Genomic DNA, 18,146 nt, shown 5'->3' with positions numbered 1-18,146 from the left:
ACCTTTAAGTAAGAGGAGGGAAAATGATGAGCAAGAAAGTGTCAAGACGCCAATTCATGAGCTACACACTTATGGGTGTTGGTGGATTCATGGCTTCTGGTATGTTGATGCCGATGGCCCGTTTTGCAATCGACCCTGTGTTGCAGACGAAAGATGAAGGTGATTTCATCCCTACTCAACACAAAGTGGACGAGCTATCGGAAACGCCGATTCGTATCGATTTCACTATCAAAGATCGAAAAGATGCTTGGTATAAATCCGATGTGTCGAATACTGCCTGGGTTTATAAGAATGGTGATACGGTCATCGCGCTTTCTCCTGTCTGTAAACACCTTGGTTGTACAGTAAACTGGAGCGGTGATGAAAAGCACCCAGATCAATTTTACTGTCCATGCCACGCAGGACGTTATATGAAAAATGGTGAAAACGTAAAAGGAACACCACCGCTTGGACCACTTGACGAATTTGACGTTAAAGTCGAAGACGGATACCTGTTTCTCGGAAAAACAAAACCGAACACATTAGTTTAAAAATGTAAGGGGGTACGACCGAAGTGCTAAATAAAATTTATGATTGGGTTGACGAACGGTTGGATATCACCCCGATTTGGCGCGATATCGCTGACCACGAAGTACCTGAGCACGTAAACCCTGCACATCATTTTTCCGCATTCATCTATTGTTTCGGGGGACTGACATTTTTCATTACTGTCATCCAGATCCTTTCTGGTATGTTCCTTACAATGTATTACACACCGGACATTGAAAATGCATGGAAATCCGTTTATTACCTTCAGAATGAAGTAGCATTCGGTGAAATTGTGCGTGGGATGCATCACTGGGGAGCGTCACTTGTTATCGTGATGATGTTCCTACATACACTGCGTGTATTCTTTACAGGCTCATATAAGAAACCACGTGAATTGAATTGGGTTGTCGGAGTATTGATCTTCATGGTCATGCTTGGTCTCGGATTCACTGGTTATCTACTGCCATGGGATATGAAAGCATTGTTCGCTACGAAAGTAGGAATTGAAATTGCTGCATCTGTCCCGTTCATCGGCGAGGCGATTAAGGTACTCCTTGCGGGGGACTCAACGATTCTCGGTGCACAAACACTAACACGTTTCTTCGCGATTCATGTATTCTTCTTACCGGCTGCTTTGCTTGGGTTGCTTGCAGCACACTTTATCATGATCAGAAGACAAGGTATTTCAGGACCGCTATAAGATTGACCGGCGTCCAATGAATTTAATAAGGAGGGGACATTATGCACCGCGGAAAAGGGATGAAATTTGTCGGAGATTCGCGCATTAAGGCTACTAACAAAATGCCGAACGTCCCGAAAGATTACTCAGAATATCCGGGTAAAACGGAAGCCTTCTGGCCTAACTTCCTTTTGAAAGAATGGCTGATTGGTGCGGTTTTCCTTATTGGATATTTAATATTGACAGTTGCTCATCCGTCACCGCTTGAACGTCAAGCGGACCCGACAGATACGATGTACATGCCCGTTCCGGACTGGTACTTCCTATCGATGTATCAATTGTTGAAATATCAGTTTGCTTCAGGACCGTTTAATATTATTGGTGCTATTATCATGCCGGGTCTAGCATTCGGCGCATTGATGCTTGTTCCGTTTATGGACACTACGAAGGAGCGCCGAGCAATTAAACGTCCGCTTCCTACTGCATTCATGCTTCTTGCATTTGCAGCACTCTTCTATTTGACATGGGAATCATATGTGAACCACGACTGGGATAAACAGAAAATACAAGGTGCAATTGTTGAAGAAGTTGAGTTCGACACTGAATCTGAAGGCTATCAAATCTACGCTGCAGCATCTTGTATCGGTTGTCACGGAGATGCATTCCAAGGTGGGCTCGGTAAGCCGCTTGTGGGTACTGGCCATACAGCTGACGAAATTATCGATATCGCTCATAATGGTATTGGAGATATGCCTCCCGGAACATGGGAAGGGTCAGATGAAGATTTACAAATACTCGCCGAGTTTATTGAAGGCTTGAAAAGCGAGTAACGAAAAAGAGTCAGGAAACTGACTCTTTTTTTGTAGTTTAGGAAATTATAATATCTCCTACTATGGATAATCTGCGACAGGTGATATTTCACGTTTCGATTCCAACGCCTAAGGACGCTTGTGCTTTTGTTCTATACATATTAAGTTATTTTGGAGAGGTGCCCATGAGTTTATTCATACAAAAGATTTGGCTCGTTCTATCCAGTAAATCGTTTCTTTGGATCCTGTTATTTGTGAACTTGGTCGGCACGGTGTTCGGGTATGACTGGTATATGTGGCAGCTTGAAATCACAGAGCCGAAGTTCTGGATTTTTGTACCGGACAGTCCAACCGCCAGTCTATTCTTCACGCTTGCTATCATAGGCTGGTTAATCGGAAAGAACTTCAAAATGATCGAGGCACTAGCGCTCATCACGCTTGTTAAATATGGCCTTTGGGCAGTTGTCATGAACTTATTGTTGCTTGTTGAAAATGGTTCAATCGGTCCGATGGGCTGGATGCTTATTGGCTCGCATTTTGCAATGGCGCTTCAGGCAGTGCTATACAGTCCGTTATACAGATTTTCATTCATTCATATTGCAATCGCAGCGGTTTGGACACTTCATAACGATGTTATCGATTACGTCTACGGTCAGATGCCGATTTATTATGACTTGATGAAACATATAGATCATATCGGGTACTTTACATTCTGGTTATCAATAGCCTGCATTTTACTTGCTTATTGGGTCTGGAAGAAGAGAACGAAAGCTGTTATATGGTAATAGTAAAAAGTTGCGATTGCAGTAAGACCGTTATAGAATAAGTATATAGAGAAAAGGGAGGAAGTTGATTATGTTCTGGATTTACTTGGGTGCAATTATACTTTTGCCGCTTTATGCCCAATTTAAAGTGAAAAGCACATACAAAAAGTATTCTAAGGTACGTTCCTCATCAGGTATGACAGGTGCGGAAGTCGCTCGTCTCATCCTCGACAAAAATGGTTTACAAGATGTACAGGTCGTAGAAAGCAAAGGGTTCCTAAGTGATCATTATAACCCGCTTACGAAAATCGTTGCACTATCCACACATAATTTCTATGAAGCATCCGTCGCGGGTACAGCAATTGCGGCCCACGAAGTAGGTCATGCTATACAAGATCAGGAAGCATATGCATTTCTGCGTTTCCGCCATCGTCTGGCACCAGTTGCAAGTATCACTTCCAATGCATCTTGGGTTTTCATTATGATTGGACTGATTTTCTCAAGTATGAATTCTATGCTTGGAATTGGAATTGCACTTCTGGCAGTAGGCGTTCTGTTCCAAGTTGTCACACTGCCAGTTGAGTTTAACGCTTCCACACGTGCGATGAATCAGATTGTCTCACTTGGCATTATCCGCAATGAAGAAGAAGGACACGCGAAAAAAGTATTGAGCGCAGCAGCGATGACTTATGTTGCAGCAACAGCAGTTGCAGTGCTTGAATTGGTTCGTCTGATTCTGATTTTCACGAACAGAGACTAAGTATACAATAATAAAATCCGTCCTCAGATTTCGAGGAGCGGATTTTTTTTGGTTATATTAAAATGAAAAATAGAAGTTTTTCAACCTTGAGCATTGTCTAGCTTCATCGCCTAGCCCTTTGAGACAAAGTTAAAGAAAAAAACGCCTTTAGCTTAAGGCCCTCCAAATGGAAGGGATTGAAGCATATCCCTCCAACTTGTCGAATCTACTAAGATGCTTAGTTTTTTTACCGTTCAAGCGGACGTTTCAGTTCATCCAGCGTAAAACCTTCGCCCATAACGTCGTGGACATCGGTGAGTGAAACAAACGCATGCGGATCAACGGAAGTGATAATGTTTTTCAAACGGACGATTTCATTCCTGCCGACGACACAATAGAGAATTTCACGATCGGATTTAGTGAAATGGCCGTACCCCCTAAAGACGGTGACACCGCGGTCCATTTCTTCAGTGATTTTTGTCGCAATTTTATCTTGCGATTCGGAGATGATGAAAGCGCCTCTAGCCGCGTATGCACCTTCTTGGACGAAGTCGATGACACGGGCACCAACAAACAGTGCAACGAGCGTGTACATCATGGAGCGGTGGTCCAGATAGACAGCCCAAGAAACAAGAATGACAAGCGCATCAAATAGAAACATTGTCTTCCCCATACTCCAGCCGATGTATTTATGGGCCAGACGTGCGATAATGTCTACACCGCCGGTTGTTCCTCCGTATCTGAAAATAATACCAAGTCCGATTCCGATAAACACACCTGCGAACAAAGCAACAAGGAACATATCGTCTTTCAGATGGATGTCAATCTGATAAATCATGAAGACTTTAAGGAAGACTGACACCGCTATCGTTCCGATGACCGTATAAACGAACACCCTTTTCCCCAATAGCTTCCAACCGATAATGAACATCGGAATGTTTAGGATAAGGTTCATAATTGCTGGGTCCCAATTGAAAGCGAACAGGAGAATAAGTGTAATTCCTGTAAAACCTCCCTCGGCAAGTTCATTTTGAATATTGAAATGGACGAGACCGAAACTGAAAATTGCAGCACCAAGAATAATGAAAAAGATATTTTTGAATTTGATCCCGTCAAGCATTTAGTGCACACCTTTCTTTTTAAAGCGATAGGGCTATTATCGGCTATAATTTTTATTTTGACAATAGTGTTATTAATTTATACGATAGTAAAGGGAGTTGACGCAAATGGAACAATCCAAGACCATGGAGAAATTACAACAAGAAGTTGATTCGTACATAAATAGTTTTAAAGAAGGTTACTTTCCGCCGATGGAGCTGATCGCGAGGTTAACTGAAGAGCTGGGAGAATTGTCTAGAGAAGTACAGCACGTACATGGTATGAAAAAGAAGAAATCGAGCGAAGCGATAAGATCACTCGAAGAAGAAACGGGAGATCTACTATTTGTTCTTATCTGTTTCGCTAATTCACAGGGAATTAGTTTGGAAAAGGCACTTACAAGCGTTCTTGATAAATTTAAGGAACGCGATGCTAACCGTTGGACAAAAAAGGAGGAAACGATATGACAATAAAAGTTGCAATCGCAGGAGCACGCGGCCGATTGGGAAGTGCAGCATTAAAATCAATTATGAATGCGCCAAATATGGAAGTTGTTGCTGCCCTTGATTATAAGTACGAAGGGCAGTATTTACATGTAACTGAAGTAAATGACGTGCCAGGTGGAATCCCAATTTATACATCTCTTGAAAATCTAGCGGCTGTGAATAAACCGGACGTACTCCTTGACGTGACAGATCCGGACGCTGTTTTCAAAAATGTACACGATGCCATATCGCTCGGCATTCGTCCTGTTGTTGGTACGTCAGGACTCTCTAAGGGTAATATCGCCCTATTAACAGAACTGGCGGCAGAAAATCAGATTGGCGGGATTATAGCACCGAACTTTTCAATAGGTGCTGTGTTGATGATGAAGTTTACTGCCACAGCAGCCCGTTATTTAGGTGATATTGAAATACTTGAAATGCATCACGATAAAAAAGTCGATGCCCCGTCAGGAACAGCAGTAAAGACTGCTGAAATGATACAAGCGGTCAGAGAGTCACATAAGCAAGGACACTCGGATGAAAAAGAACACCTGGCTGGTGCACGAGGCGCGGATTTTGATGGTATGAAAATACATAGCATCCGACTGCCAGGTCTGCTAGCGCATCAAGAAGTACTGCTCGGAGGCAAAGGGGAGCTCCTAAGTATCCGTCATGATTCTTTCGATCGGACTTCGTTCATGCCGGGAATCCTTATGGCTATACATAATGTCATGGAACGGCAGGATCTCGTCTACGGGCTTGAAAACATTATCGATTGACACGAAAAAATTATCACTGTAAATCGGAAGGAGCACTGTGATTGGAAAAATTGAAAGTCGGTGTAATTTGCTATCCATCACTCGGAGGCTCCGGAGTTGTAGCAACTGAGCTGGGGAAAATGATGGCGGATAAGGGCCACGAAATGCATTATATTACATCGAGTAAGCCATTCAGGTTTCTGGATGCACATCCAAACATACAATTCCATGAAGTGAAAATCGATGGCTATGCTGTATTTAAATATCCACCGTATGACATTGCGCTTGCCAACCGCATCGCAGAAGTAATTGAAACAGAAAAACTCGATCTTCTACATGTGCATTACGCCGTACCTCACGCAGTGTCGGCCGCGCTTGGCAAAGATATGGCGAATTCAACGATTGGCGTTATTACGACATTGCATGGAACAGATGTAACAATTCTCGGACATGATCCAGGGTTGCGTAATACAGTGCGTTATGGAATCGATAAATCAACAATTACGACAGCCGTGTCTGAATCGCTTCGACTAGAAACGCTGGAATTAATTGAACCCCAGAAGGATCTGGTCACAATTTATAATTTCATCGATGAAAAAAAATACCGTCCAGTCGATCCAGGAACACTAAGAAGTGATCTTGGGATTAAACCGGAAGAAAAAATTATTATTCATATTTCTAATTTTAGGGCAGTAAAACGAATTCCCGATATTATTGAAAGTTTCAAGAAGGTTGCGAAAGAAATTGATGCCAAACTGCTCCTTGTTGGCGATGGACCTGAAAGAACGGATATGGAAGCGCTTGTTGTTGAATTAGGAATAGAGCAACATGTAATATTCACTGGGAAACGGGATGATTTACCGGAGCTTCTGGCCATTAGTGATGTCATGTTTCATTTGTCGGAAAAGGAGGCATTCGGTCTTGTTCTACTAGAAGCGCTCGCTTGCGGCTTGCCTTCAGTTGCGACGAATGTAGGTGGAATCCCGGAAGTGATTGAGGATGGTTTCAATGGATTTCTTGTACAGCTCGGGGACATAAGTGCAGCAGCGGAAAAAGCAATGCTGTTATTGACAGACGATAAATTGCATGCTGCATTCCGTGAAAATGGTTTGGCAACAGCAGCTGACAAATTCCATTCATCAACGATCGTCAATCAATATGAAAAACTTTATTATGAAGTGGCGGGAAATAAATGACTGTATTATTCGGAACTGCACCAAGCCGGGAAGTTATTCATACCCTTGAAGAAGCCGGATATGAAGCTGTTTTCGTCGGAGGCGCAGTGCGGGACTTCCTTCTAGGTAAACCGGCGACTGATATCGACATTGCAACTTCTGCTGAACCACAGGAAGTAAAAGCGGTTTTTCCAATGACTGTAGATATAGGTACTGCGCACGGGACAATTCTTGTACTGATGAATGGTGAACCGATTGAAGTCACAACTTATCGAACAGAAGGCACATATACAGATCATCGTCGACCGGATAAAGTACAGTTCGTTAAATCTTTGCGGGAGGATTTACGGCGACGTGACTTCACCATGAATGCACTTGCCATAACAAAAGATGGGGAACTAATCGATCTGTTCGGTGGGAAGGCGGATATGGCTGATCGAATCATTAGGGCCGTCGGAATTGCAGCAGATCGTTTTAACGAAGACGCTCTCAGAATGTTCAGGGCTATCCGATTTACAGCTGTCCTCGGATTTGATATCGAAGAGCAGACTTTTGAGGCGATACGGACCAATGCCAATCAAATTCGTTACATATCCGTAGAGCGGTTAAAAGCTGAAATGGACAAATTATTTGCAAGTAACAATCCGGCAAAAGCATTTCGAAATATACAAAATACAGGCTTGAATTTATATTTGCCGCTTTTTCCACTAGATATCGAAAAGTTTAGCAGGACAGTACCGTTTGAATCGGTAATGGAAGGATGGGCTTGTTTTATGATTTCGGGAAACTTTTCATCATCGGACGTTGCAAACGCGTACAAATTATCTAATGCCGAAAAAATGTTTCTGTCGTCAGTAAAAGGTGCTTACACGAATCGGATCGATCGTCAATTTACAACGGATGATTATTATCATTACGATTTAGCTGTCTTGTATACCACTGAAAAGCTGTTCAAATCGCTTCGCAATACTGGCCAAATAATATCTTTCGCAGAAATTAAAGAGATGAAGGAATCTTTGCCAATACAGTCACTAGCCGATCTTAGTGTTGACGGCAAAAAACTGATGGCGTGGACAAGTCAAAAGGGTGGCAGATGGATTGGTGAATGGATAGAGAAGATCGAAAAAGCTGTCCTGTACGGAATATGTGAAAATGAGCCAAACGACATAAAGGAATGGTTTCTATATGAATTCAATCGTAAAAAATGAATTATTGAAAAGGCTGTTCGAAGCGGAAGGCGAACCTGTATCCGGGCAAGACATTGCTGATCAATTCGGATTATCAAGGACAGCGATCTGGAAATACGTAAAAGAACTAGAACAAGAAGGTTACGAAATTGGAACGGTCCGGAAGAAGGGGTATTATCTCATCAAATCGCCGGATCGTGTAAATGAAGCCAATGTGCAAAAACATTTGACGACAAAAAAATATGGACAGCATATCCATTATTTCGACACATGCAAATCCACACAATTCATCGCACATGATGAAGAACAGAACGGTGCGGTGGACGGTACTGTTATCATAGCGGAAGAACAGACTGCTGGCAGAGGCCGTATGGCACGTCCGTGGAGTTCCTCAGCGGGTAAAGGGGTATGGATGAGTGTAATTATCCGCCCAGCTTTAACACCGCAACAAGCGCCGCAAATGACATTAGTTGCAGCGGTTGCTGTAACGCGTGCCATTCAGGAACTGACAGGAATCGACCCTGATATTAAATGGCCAAATGATATCTTGGTTAAAGGCAAAAAAGTGACAGGGATTTTAACGGAACTGCAGGCAGATCCGGATCAAGTAAAGGCAGTCATTCTAGGAATCGGCATGAATGTCAACCAAGATGAAACGGATTTTCCTGAGGAATTGAACGGTATCGCGGCGTCACTTAAAATGCTGACGGGTAAACAGGTCGACCGGGCACAATTGATTGCAAAAACACTAGGTTTTCTTGAAATTTATACTGATCTCTATGTGAAACACGGTTTTGGGCCAATAAAGCTGCTATGGGAAGGTTATTCCAATACGACCGGGAAACGAATCCGGGCGGTTATGCTCAACGAAACGATTGAGGGAATTGCGCTTGGGATTTCAGTGGAAGGTGTTCTTGAACTAAAGCTTGATGACGGAACGGTCCGGGGTATCTATTCTGCAGACATTGAACTTTCAAATTGATGACTATACATAGATCCCTCAATTTGATATAGTAGTTCCGAAGGGCGGTATCTATTGCGAACTGCACCTATTGGAAATTTCTGAAAAATTTAAAATTCAATATGATCTGCCTTGATCTTTAGTAAAAGACAGGGACGGAGGAAACCATCACATGATGATACAACCCTTCTGTCCATTTATTGGCGGAAGGGTTTTTATATCCGGTTTTCTCTCAAGAGAGGGGATAGTAAAATGAAAAGTACACTTGATTTTATCAAAATGAAAAAAGAGGGCGAGAAGATTGTTATGCTGACGGCTTATGATTATCCGTCTGCACGACTGGCGGAAGAAGCGGGTGTTGACATTCTTCTTGTCGGAGATTCACTTGGCATGGTCGTTCTCGGCTATGATTCGACGATTGCCGTCACGACGGAGGACATGATCCATCACGGCAGTGCTACTAGGAGAGGGGCGAAGGAAACCTTCCTTGTTGTCGATATGCCGTTTGGTTCTTATCACGGTTCTGCGGACAGAACGCTAACGGATGCAGTCCGTATTTTTCAGCAAACAGGTGCTAATGCATTAAAGCTTGAAGGTGCCGGGAACGTAATTGATACAATTCGATTGCTCACGGGAACAGGAATTCCAATCGTCGCACATCTTGGTCTATTGCCTCAGTCGGCGTCAGTTGTAGGCGGATACAAAGTACAAGGAAAAACGGCGGAAGCAGCGCAGCAACTTATTGACGATGCACGTGCATGTGAAGCCGCCGGTGCGTTCATGGTCGTCTTGGAATGTATTCCCTATCAGCTTGGAGAGGAAGTCTCAGCCGCAGTTTCGATACCGGTTATTGGCATTGGCGCCGGGGCTGGAACGGATGGTCAAGTACTTGTATATCATGATACTGTGAAGTATGGCAGTCATCACGTCCCGAAATTCGTGGAGACATATGCAGATGTAGGAACGGTTATCTATGATGGTTTGAAAAAGTATGTAACGTCAGTGAAGGATGGTTCATTTCCAGCGGAACGCCATCGTTTTACGATGAAAGAAGAAGAATTGACTGCATTGTACGGGGGAAATAAAGATGGCAACTGAACCGGAAGATATGAGGGTCGTTCACTCGATTACGTCTCTTCAAGGAATGATTGACCGCAACAAACGTGAAGGCCGTACTGTGGGTTTTGTTCCGACGATGGGTTTTTTACATGACGGCCATTTATCACTTGTGAAACAGGCAAGAGAGCAAAATGATATCGTTGTTATGAGCATTTTCGTCAATCCGGCTCAGTTCGGACCGGGGGAAGATTTTGAAGCGTATCCGCGGGACAAAGAACGGGATACAAATCTGGCTTATGAGGTCGGTGTCGACATTTTGTTCATGCCGACGCCGGAAGAAATGTACCCGCAGGAAGGCGGTATTCGTATTCTTCCGGGTCCTCAAGCAAACGTGCTTTGCGGAGCATCCCGTCCCGGTCATTTTGATGGTGTGTTGAAGGTCGTATTAAAACTATTTAATATCGTTGACCCGGATCGTTCGTATTTTGGTATGAAAGATGCGCAACAACTTGCGATTATTGAGACATTTGTCCGTGATTTCAATTTGAGAACTTCAATTGTGCGGGTTCCAATTATCCGCGATCAGGATGGTCTTGCGAAAAGTTCCCGAAACGTTAATCTGTCTGAAACTGATCGTGCAGAAGCGCCGGTTATCCAGCAAGCCCTTCAAAAAGGTGTTTTGTTATTCAATGAGGGTAGTTCGGTGGAGACAATTGAACGGGGAGTCACAGCTTACATTACAGAAAACAGCTCAGGCATAATGGATTATGTTTCACTTTTATCGTATCCGGAACTTGCAGAATATGATGGTTTGTCAGATGAGGCAATTCTTGCGTGCGCAGTAAAATTTGGTAAAACAAGATTAATAGATAATATTATTATATCTATAAAGGATGGTTGTCATGTTCAGAATGATGATGAACAGTAAATTACACCGTGCAACTGTAACAGAAGCCGACTTAAATTATGTCGGAAGTATTACAATTGATTCGGATCTTCTCGACGCGGCGGGTATGTTGCCGAATGAGAAAGTGCATGTAGTCAATAACAATAATGGTGCACGATTTGAAACCTATATAATCGCAGGAGAACGCGGGAGTGGTGTCATCTGCGTCAATGGAGCGGCTGCACGACTTGTACAGCGTGGTGATGTAGTTATCATCTTATCATACGGATATATGACGGATGAAGAAGCGCGAACGCATGAACCGATCGTGCTTATAATGGATGAACAAAACGGTGTGAAAGAAATTATTCGCGAAAAACAAGGCATGACTATCTAGTGAAGGAGGCTCATTTTGAATCGGTACGCCTGATTCCTAATGAGCCTTTTATGTTTCTTGTCAATCTGTATATATTGAAATGAAAAATTCCATTGAATCCGCTACGGCGCCCGGGGATGCCTCCCGTCCCAAGCGCGGATACTGAGAAAGTACGATTTCGTTCAATCCCGTTGATTTCCGTTCCGAGCGAACGCTTTCCGCGGGCACGGCTTCAGCCAATCGAACAGCGAAGGGTTCGATTTGCCGTATTTCTGTGTTCTTTGCAGAAATTAAGGCATTCTTGCCCTGTGCTCCCAACGCTAGCGCTTTTGCTCGCAAAAGCCGTTCTTCGTAACGGCTCTTCCAGCGGGGTCTTCAGCTAAGGAAGAGTGAACTTTCTCTTCCTATCTTTGTTTCCTGTTCCCGCTGGAGTCGCCGCTCTCCACTACAATCAACTAGTTCTTACTAAAAAAAGAACTTTTTCAGTGGCTTCCCCCAAGCCTGACCGCTTCGCTATCAGTATTGGGACTTCGGCATTCTTTAATGGCGTCTTGGCTCAGTTTAAATAAGTATTCATTTGTTCAACATATATATATAGGCTTTATACCAACTCGAAAGCCTGAATGTGATACAATCTGCTTTAGTATGTTAAACAGGAAGTTGATGATCGAATGCACAACAAAACGTATGCAGTCGTCGATCTGGAAACAACCGGCCATTCACCGGCTAAAGGGGACCGGATGATTCAAATCGCGATTGTGTTTATAAAAGATGGAAAAATTGGTGAAAAGTATGTCCGTTTTGTTAATCCCGGACAAAAAATTCCCGCTTTCATCCGTCAATTGACGGCTATTTCCGATGAAGATGTAAAAGATGCGCCTTTTTTTGATGAAATTGCAGCGGAAGTTGCCGGCCTCTTGGAAGGGACGGTATTTATTGCACATAATACTGATTTCGACTTATCCTTTCTTCAAAGCGAGTTTGCTAGATGCGGCGTTGGCAAGTGGACGGGAAAGAAAATCGACACGGTTGAACTGTCTAAAATATTGATACCATCTGCCCCAAGCTATAGGTTACAGGATATTACTGAAGAACTTGGAATACCACTTGGGTCTGCTCATCGGGCTGATGACGATGCAGAGGCGACCGCGAAGTTGTTTCTAATTTGTATGGACAAATTGCATGCTTTACCGGAGGATACACTGAATCTCCTGCATCGGAGATCGTTTCGATTGAAGTCTGATTTCTCAACACTTTTCTACGAAGCCTTGAAGAAGGCACGGACAAAAAGAAGAGGCACTGGATTTTCAACTTTCCGTGGCATCCCGTATCGGAACATGACGATTTCGAAACCGGATCGTTTTGAACGCTTGGTATATCCAGTTGACGATCAGGAAAAAACAACGCAATTGAAAAAAGCCTACCCTGATTTCGAACTAAGGGAATCGCAGTTCGGATTCATGGATGCTGTGTGGAAAGCGCTATCTGCACAATCTGAAATCATAGCAGAAGTACCGACCGGAATCGGAAAGACCATGGCTTATCTATTGCCAGCAGCTATCCATTCAATTGCGACGGGAAAACCTGTCGTTATCAGTACATATACCAATCACCTCGCTGATAAAATCATGGAAGACGAACTGAGCAAAGTAAGAGTAATACTTGGCACCGATGTGACGGCGACTGTATTGAAAGGCAGAGAGCAATATATTTCACTTGGAAAGTTTGAAGAATTACTTCGTATTGCAGATGAGTCATATGATGAAACGTTCGCTATTATGCAAACCCTCGTATGGCTTACAGAAACTGTGACAGGCGATTTGGAAGAATTGAATGTATCCGGTGGCGGCCAGCTGTTTGTCGACCGTATTCGAAAGCGTTCCAATGACTTGGCACTTGACGAACAAGCCGCTGACTATCACTATAAGCTGCTTGATAAATGCGGACACTCAAATTTGATCATTACAAACCATTCAATGCTCCTTTCTGACATGAATCGCGGGCAGATGATTTTTAGTTCACTTGCAGGACTCGTTGTCGATGAGGCTCATCAATTTGTTCAAGCTGCAACACTTATGAATGAAACCGTATTTTCCTACACGAATTGGAAATATGTCATGGGGCAGATTGCGTCCGATGCGACAGGCCAGCTGTTGCAACAGGTTGATAAGCTTACTGCTCAATTCGAAACAGATCAATTTCACAATAGGGAACAGCTAGACTCCGCCTTTGTGAAGTTTCTAACATTGTTCGATTATGCTATAGCCACTTTGACTGCTTTTAATCCTTCTAGGCGTAAAAAACAGCAGGGAAATAGAATCATCTATTCATTGGCTGAACTAAATTATGGGAGGAACGAATTTTCAAAAGTTGCTGAGGCTATGACTGATTACATTAGCAAAGCTGAGTTATTCACAAGCGGTTTAACAAAACACGTAGATAATATGACCCGTAATGAGCAAGCAATCCTCTCGGAATGGGATTTTTGGGTCCGTGAGATGACAATCAAAGCTGGAGAATGGGTCGAAGTCTTTTTAGATGATAATTCAGATGACTTTACGGTCTGGATGGAAAAAGATATGCGCAGCATTCCGGGAAGTCTGACTGTTATTAAACGTTCACTTGATGGATCTCAGCTCATCCGGAAATTTATTGACAGGCTTAAGGATGAACAGACGGGCATTGTATGGACTTCTGGAACACTTGCGATTCCCGAAAATGAGCGTTTTATCGCAAGACAGCTTGGTATCGATGATTCAATACCACTCTTAACATTTGATGCGCCCGTCCATTTCTATGAAGGGGCCGAAATATTCATTGTTAAAGATATGCCTGATATCCAGCAAGTCAGTCAATCGGATTATATTGAAGCGGTCACAGACACAGTGGTCCAAACAGTTATGGCTTCGGGGGGAAGACTCTTTGTCTTGTTTACCTCACTGGATATGCTCAGAAAAACCTATGATCTTATTACAGAAAGTCAACAATTAGAGGATTATGCGTTATTTGCGCAAGGCATTAGTTCAGGCAGCCGAATAAGATTATTGAAGTCTTTCAGGCAATTTAATAATTCCGTCCTATTTGGAACGAATAGTTTCTGGGAAGGTGTCGACGTACCCGGAGATGCGTTGACTGCAGTCATCGTCGTCAGGTTGCCGTTCTCATCCCCGGACGAGCCGGTGTACAAGGCAAAAGCGGCTAAGCTGTCAGCTGCTGGGTTGAACCCATTCACTGAACATGCCTTACCGGAGGCGGTTATGCGGTTACGGCAAGGTTTCGGCAGGCTCATCCGTTCTTCGGCAGACAAGGGTTATTTCATTATCTTGGATAGACGGATTGAAACAAAATCGTATGGTCAACGATTCTTGGAGGCATTTCCGGATGTGCCGGTAAAAAAAGTGTCGCTCGCACATATGGTTAATGAACTCGAAAATTGCTATAATGAATAGGTATCTAAAAGGAAGCGAGTCATAATGATTCGAAAAACATTTTTACGACGTACAGGACGTGAAGAGTTATGCTGAATTGGATTAAATTCATCGTCGTCTTCCTTTTTACGTTAACTTCGGTCATCACCGTCACGGTTCTATATAATGCCGACAAACCTTCATCATCGGTTAAAAAGGCGGCAATTGAATCCGCCATTAAATCAGGACAGCTGGTTTCTGCAAGTACTGTTGAAATTTTCAATGGGACAGTTCCAGCTGTCACGGTATACGGGGTGGACGGGGATGGCAAAAAGAAAGCTGTTTTTGTCGATGAGAAATCGAAAGACGGTTTTAAAGAAGTGAAGTTGGCGGATGGGATTTCGGCAGAAAAGGCCGTTGCAAACGTCAAAAAAGAACTGGATGTAAAAAAGGTTCTTCATGTCAAGCTTGGGCTAGAAGAAAAAGGGCCTGTTTGGGAAGTCGCATTTAAAAGTGATAATGGAAAACTAAATTACGTTTATGTGTTTTTCGAAAATGGTCAATGGTGGAAACGAATATTGAATCTCTAAGGGAGCGATACAATTGACGAAATCATTAGCATCCAGGGTGAATACGCTTTCGCCATCAACGACGCTTGCCATAACGGCAAAAGCGAAAGAAATGAAAGAATCTGGTATTGATGTAATCGGTCTTGGTGCGGGGGAACCAGATTATAATACGCCAGCTAACATTATTGAAGCGGCGTATACATCTATGAAAGAAGGTAAAACAAAATACACACCTTCAGGTGGCCTGCCAGCGCTAAAAGATGCAATCATTCAAAAGCTGCAAAAGGATCAGGGTTTAGCGTATTCTGGAAAAGAAATCATGATCGGGATTGGTGCAAAGCATGTTCTTTATACGCTGTTCCAAGTTATGCTTAATCCCGACGATGAGGTTATCATACCGACACCTTACTGGGTCAGCTATCCAGAACAAGTGAAGTTAGCAGGCGGAGTTCCTGTACATATCGAAGGGACCGCAGCAGCACAGTTTAAAGTGACGGCGAAGCAAATCAATGACGCGGTTACCTCTAAAACTAAAGCGGTCATCATCAACTCGCCGGGGAACCCGACAGGCATGATTTACTCAAAAGAAGAATTGCAGCAAATTGCCGAAGTTTGTAAAGAAAAAGATATCTGGATTATTTCAGATGAAATTTACGAAAAACTTATTTACGGCGGAGAAAAACATATTTCCATCGCACAGCTTTCAGATGATGCAAAGAAAAGGACACTGCTCATTAATGGCGTTTCCAAATCACATTCAATGACTGGCTGGCGAATTGGCTATATTGCGGGAGATGCAAATATTGTTAAAGCGATGACAGATCTTGCGAGTCACTCGACATCCAATCCGACGACAACTTCCCAATATGCGACAATTGAAGCCTATAACGGGCCGCAAGATGCTGTTGAAACGATGCGTAAAGATTTCGAATCGCGTCTGGAACGGGTTTACCCGCAATTATCAGCCATCCCAGGATTTAAAGTGATTAAACCGCAAGGCGCTTTTTATCTTCTTCCGGAAATATCGGAAGCAGTTAAGAAAACAGGGTTTGCAAATGTGGATGATTTTGCTGAGGCATTATTAACGAAAGCGAATGTCGCAGTCATTCCTGGATCTGGTTTTGGCTCTCCAGATACAATCCGGTTATCCTATGCAACTTCGATTGAATTACTTGAAGAAGCAATTCAGCGCATCCGAGAATTTGTAGAAGCAAATTGGAAAGAATAAGAAAAGCGCAGGACGCTCTTATAAATGTATGCAACTTAAGAGCGTTGATACAATGTTCCATGTCGAAAAACTTATATGTTCATATCTAATAAAAAATAGAGAAGTTTAACTTTCGGAGGTTATTATGAAAACAATCATGATACATGAAATGCCAAACCATGCAGGCGAAACGGTTCGAATTGGCGGATGGCTTGCCAATAAACGTTCTAGTGGAAAGATTGCTTTCCTACAGCTGCGTGATGGTTCAGGATTCGTTCAAGGAGTAGTAGTCAAAGAAGTCGTCGGTGAAGATATTTTTGCAAAAGCGAAATCAATGACGCAAGAAAGTTCACTGTATGTTACGGCAGAAGTGACTGTAGATGAACGCTCGACATTCGGGTATGAACTACAAGTGAAAGATATCGAAGTCATTCACGAGGCAGTCGATTATCCGATTACACCGAAAGAACACGGAACAGAATTTTTGATGGATCACCGTCATTTATGGCTCCGGTCACGTAAACAACATGCCGTTATGAAAATTCGTGACGAAGTAATTCGTGCAACCTATGAGTTTTTCCATATGAACGGTTTTGTCAAGGTAGATCCTCCGATTTTGACAGGTTCTTCTCCAGAAGGGACATCTGAACTGTTCCAAACTAAATATTTTGATGAAGATGCATACCTCTCACAATCAGGGCAGCTTTATATGGAAGCTGCAGCAATGGCGCTTGGAAAAGTGTTCTCATTCGGACCGACTTTCCGGGCGGAAAAATCCAAAACACGCCGTCATTTGATTGAGTTTTGGATGATTGAACCCGAAATGGCTTTCGTCGAGTTTGAAGAAAGCTTGGTTGTACAAGAGCAGTATGTGACGCATGTTATCCAATCAGTGCTGCAAAACTGTCCAATTGAGCTCGAAAGACTTAATCGTGATTTGTCTAAATTAGAAAAGATACAAGCACCATTCCCGCGCATTTCTTATGATGAAGCTATCAAATTCCTAAATGACAATGGTTTTGATGACATTAAGTGGGGAGAAGATTTTGGGGCACCGCATGAAACCGCGATTGCTGAAAGCTATGATATGCCAGTATTCATCACACATTACCCAATTGGTATTAAGCCTTTCTATATGCAACCGCATCCTGAACGAGATGATGTCGTCCTATGTGCAGATTTAATCGCACCTGAAGGCTACGGAGAAATCATCGGAGGATCTGAACGTGTTCATGACTACGAGCTGATGAAACAACGAATTAAGGAGCATAATCTTGACGAGTCTGCCTATGAATGGTATTTGGATCTAAGTAAATATGGGGCAGTACCCCATTCAGGTTTTGGTCTTGGACTTGAGCGCACAGTTGCTTGGATTTCAGGCGTGGAACACGTTCGAGAAACGATTCCGTTCCCACGTCTTTTAAACAGATTGTATCCTTAATACCTAAATAGAAAAGAG

Annotated in this window: 18 protein-coding genes; 17 read left to right on the top strand and 1 reads right to left on the bottom strand. The window is 43.0% G+C overall.

Annotation, left to right across the window (positions count from 1 at the left end; translation table 11 throughout):
• The first annotated feature begins 23 nt into the window (after positions 1–23).
• The 5 genes from MKZ11_RS19095 to MKZ11_RS19075 all read left to right on the top strand — a co-directional run bounded on the left by MKZ11_RS19095 (position 24) and on the right by MKZ11_RS19075 (position 3,540).
• Positions 24–530: a ubiquinol-cytochrome c reductase iron-sulfur subunit gene (locus MKZ11_RS19095; protein ID WP_340795939.1), complete on the top strand. Its 507-nt coding sequence runs from the start codon at positions 24–26 to the stop codon at positions 528–530.
• 23 nt (positions 531–553) lie between these two features.
• A complete protein-coding gene (gene qcrB / locus MKZ11_RS19090; RefSeq protein WP_340795938.1) occupies positions 554–1,228 on the top strand; it encodes a menaquinol-cytochrome c reductase cytochrome b subunit in 675 nt (224 codons plus the stop codon).
• A 41-nt stretch (positions 1,229–1,269) separates the two neighbouring features.
• Entirely contained in the window at positions 1,270–2,037 is a 768-nt protein-coding gene (locus tag MKZ11_RS19085; protein ID WP_340795937.1) for a menaquinol-cytochrome c reductase cytochrome b/c subunit, read from the top strand.
• 164 nt (positions 2,038–2,201) lie between these two features.
• A complete protein-coding gene (locus MKZ11_RS19080; protein ID WP_340795936.1) occupies positions 2,202–2,801 on the top strand; it encodes a DUF1405 domain-containing protein in 600 nt (199 codons plus the stop codon).
• A gap of 70 nt (positions 2,802–2,871) precedes the next feature.
• A complete protein-coding gene (locus MKZ11_RS19075) occupies positions 2,872–3,540 on the top strand; it encodes a zinc metallopeptidase (protein WP_340795935.1) in 669 nt (222 codons plus the stop codon).
• A 226-nt stretch (positions 3,541–3,766) separates the two neighbouring features.
• On the opposite strand, the gene MKZ11_RS19070 is transcribed toward MKZ11_RS19075, so the two are convergent.
• Entirely contained in the window at positions 3,767–4,639 is an 873-nt protein-coding gene (locus MKZ11_RS19070) for a YitT family protein (protein ID WP_340795934.1), read from the bottom strand.
• A 106-nt stretch (positions 4,640–4,745) separates the two neighbouring features.
• Between MKZ11_RS19070 and MKZ11_RS19065 the strand changes: the two genes are divergently transcribed.
• From MKZ11_RS19065 to asnS, 12 genes are all read left to right on the top strand, one after another.
• Complete coding sequence (locus tag MKZ11_RS19065; RefSeq protein ID WP_340795933.1) at positions 4,746–5,084, top strand: nucleotide pyrophosphohydrolase; 339 nt, start codon at positions 4,746–4,748, stop codon at positions 5,082–5,084.
• Positions 5,081–5,881 (top strand): 4-hydroxy-tetrahydrodipicolinate reductase, encoded by an 801-nt coding sequence (dapB, locus tag MKZ11_RS19060; RefSeq protein WP_340795932.1) that lies wholly within the window; start codon positions 5,081–5,083, stop codon positions 5,879–5,881. Before MKZ11_RS19065 ends, dapB begins: the two co-directional genes overlap by 4 nt.
• A 41-nt stretch (positions 5,882–5,922) precedes the next feature.
• Entirely contained in the window at positions 5,923–7,056 is a 1,134-nt protein-coding gene (bshA, locus tag MKZ11_RS19055) for an N-acetyl-alpha-D-glucosaminyl L-malate synthase BshA (protein ID WP_340795931.1), read from the top strand.
• On the top strand, positions 7,053–8,243 hold the full coding sequence (locus MKZ11_RS19050; RefSeq protein ID WP_340795930.1) for a CCA tRNA nucleotidyltransferase: 1,191 nt from the start codon (positions 7,053–7,055) through the stop codon (positions 8,241–8,243). The genes bshA and MKZ11_RS19050 overlap by 4 nt, the downstream gene beginning before the upstream one ends.
• The gene (locus MKZ11_RS19045) at positions 8,221–9,204 is read left to right on the top strand and encodes a biotin--[acetyl-CoA-carboxylase] ligase (protein ID WP_340795929.1); all 984 of its coding nucleotides are present in this window, start codon (positions 8,221–8,223) and stop codon (positions 9,202–9,204) included. Before MKZ11_RS19050 ends, MKZ11_RS19045 begins: the two co-directional genes overlap by 23 nt.
• A gap of 231 nt (positions 9,205–9,435) precedes the next feature.
• The gene (gene panB, locus MKZ11_RS19040) at positions 9,436–10,281 is read left to right on the top strand and encodes a 3-methyl-2-oxobutanoate hydroxymethyltransferase (protein ID WP_340795928.1); all 846 of its coding nucleotides are present in this window, start codon (positions 9,436–9,438) and stop codon (positions 10,279–10,281) included.
• 10 nt (positions 10,282–10,291) lie between these two features.
• On the top strand, positions 10,292–11,170 hold the full coding sequence (gene panC, locus MKZ11_RS19035; protein WP_445327057.1) for a pantoate--beta-alanine ligase: 879 nt from the start codon (positions 10,292–10,294) through the stop codon (positions 11,168–11,170).
• The gene (gene panD / locus MKZ11_RS19030) at positions 11,145–11,525 is read left to right on the top strand and encodes an aspartate 1-decarboxylase (protein WP_340795926.1); all 381 of its coding nucleotides are present in this window, start codon (positions 11,145–11,147) and stop codon (positions 11,523–11,525) included. Before panC ends, panD begins: the two co-directional genes overlap by 26 nt.
• Positions 11,526–12,175: 650 nt before the next feature.
• Positions 12,176–14,953 carry an ATP-dependent DNA helicase DinG gene (gene dinG, locus MKZ11_RS19025; protein ID WP_340795925.1) on the top strand — a complete coding sequence of 926 codons (2,778 nt, stop codon included), beginning with the start codon at positions 12,176–12,178 and terminating at the stop codon, positions 14,951–14,953.
• 68 nt (positions 14,954–15,021) lie between these two features.
• Positions 15,022–15,501: a cell wall elongation regulator TseB-like domain-containing protein gene (locus tag MKZ11_RS19020; RefSeq protein WP_340795924.1), complete on the top strand. Its 480-nt coding sequence runs from the start codon at positions 15,022–15,024 to the stop codon at positions 15,499–15,501.
• A gap of 13 nt (positions 15,502–15,514) precedes the next feature.
• Positions 15,515–16,708: a pyridoxal phosphate-dependent aminotransferase gene (locus MKZ11_RS19015; protein WP_340795923.1), complete on the top strand. Its 1,194-nt coding sequence runs from the start codon at positions 15,515–15,517 to the stop codon at positions 16,706–16,708.
• A gap of 124 nt (positions 16,709–16,832) precedes the next feature.
• Positions 16,833–18,128, top strand: a complete 1,296-nt coding sequence (gene asnS, locus MKZ11_RS19010; RefSeq protein ID WP_340795922.1) for an asparagine--tRNA ligase — start codon at positions 16,833–16,835, stop codon at positions 18,126–18,128.
• The last annotated feature ends 18 nt before the right edge of the window (positions 18,129–18,146 follow it).

This window comes from Sporosarcina sp. FSL K6-1508 (genome assembly GCF_038007465.1).
Classification (GTDB): domain Bacteria; phylum Bacillota; class Bacilli; order Bacillales_A; family Planococcaceae; genus Sporosarcina; species Sporosarcina psychrophila_B.
The sequence above is the reverse complement of the archived record's forward strand: the minus strand, read 5'-3'. Positions and strand labels throughout refer to the sequence as shown.